The sequence below is a fragment of the Aquabacterium sp. genome, from assembly GCF_021768455.1.
Classification (GTDB): domain Bacteria; phylum Pseudomonadota; class Gammaproteobacteria; order Burkholderiales; family Burkholderiaceae_C; genus Aquabacterium.
In genome coordinates, this window is the sequence record NZ_JAIZVX010000301.1 from 1 (window position 1) to 1,341 (window position 1,341).

The window sequence follows — 1,341 nt, forward strand, 5'->3', positions numbered from 1 at the left end:
ACCACGGCAAAGCCGCGGCCCTGTTCACCGGCACGGGCGGCTTCCACCGCGGCGTTCAGCGCCAGGATGTTGGTCTGGAAGGCGATGCCGTCGATCACGGTGATGATGTCGTTGATCTTGCGGCTGGCGTTGTCGATCTCGGCCATGTTCGACACCACCTGCGAGACGATCTGCTCGCCGCGCTGGGCCGAGGTGGCGGCGCTCGATGCCAGCTGGTTGGCCTGGCGGGCCGAGTCGGCGCTCTGGCGCACGGTGCCGGTGAGCTGCTCCATGGAGCTGGCGGTCTGCTGCAGGTTCGAGGCGGTGTGCTCGGTGCGGCTCGAGAGGTCCTGGTTGCCGGTGGCGATCTCGCTGGACGCGGTCGAGATGGAATCGGTGGCCTGGCGGATGGTGGCGATGGTGTCGCGCAGGCGGGTCGTCATGGCCAGCACCGATGCGCGCAGGGAATCGCTGTCGCCGTGGCGGGCCGGCAGGTCGATGTCGAGGTCGCCCTCGGCGATTTTCGAGACCACCTTGCGCAAGGTGTCGGGCTCATCGCCCAGTTCTTTCCAGACCGAGTTGACGATGGCCGCGGAGGCCGCGCCCAGCACGCCCAGCACGATCAGGCCGGTCACGATGGTGATCCACACGCTGCTGTTGACGCCGCGGGTCGCGCTGGCCTGGGCCGTGTCGATGGCGGCCTGGGCTTCGGCCTTGTGCTTCTCGAGCGCTTTTTGCAAGGTCCCCAGGGAGCTTTGCATCTGGCCGACCAGGTCGCCCGGCGCGCTCTTGTCGAGCAGGGCCTTGGTGGCACCCAGAGAGCTGGTCTGATACGCCTCGAATGCGCTGCCCAGCTCCTGGGCGGCGGTGCTCTTTTCGGGCAGCTTTTGCAGGCTGCCCACTGCCCCGCGTGCGGCGGCGATCACGCTGTCGGTGTCTTTCAGGCGGTCCGCTTCGCCTTCGGCGGCGGCGGTCTGCAGGGTCAGGCGCAGCTGTTCCGTGCTGCGGTCGATGGTCTGCACATGGGCCAGAAAGGGGTTGTCGACGTCGTGAAGGTGCGTGAGCACGGCCGAGGTGCGCTCGCCCACGATGACGCTGGTGGCCACGCCAACCACGAACACCGCGGCGGCACTGATGGGCAACATCCAGATTTTGGTACGAAAGTTCATTCTGCCTCCTGGGCTGGCGGGGTCTGCGCCGGACGCGGCACTCCTGTGGGGCCCGTGCTTGTATCGGCATGATGGCCTCCGACCTGAAGGCCTGAACGTGCGAAAAGTCCGCAATACCCATGGCAATCTCGCTGCCACCGGGCGTGCCGCGCTGGAGGCTCCCGCCGCCGAAGCGCTGTCACCGGCTTCCTAC

Annotated in this window: 1 protein-coding gene; it reads right to left on the minus strand. The window is 67.5% G+C overall.

Translation table 11 applies throughout. The features are described from left to right. On the minus strand, positions 1 to 1,148 hold a 1,148-nt coding region (locus tag QZ994_RS19900; RefSeq protein WP_290877842.1), incomplete at its 3' end, for a methyl-accepting chemotaxis protein. Positions 1,149 to 1,341: the final 193 nt, after the last annotated feature.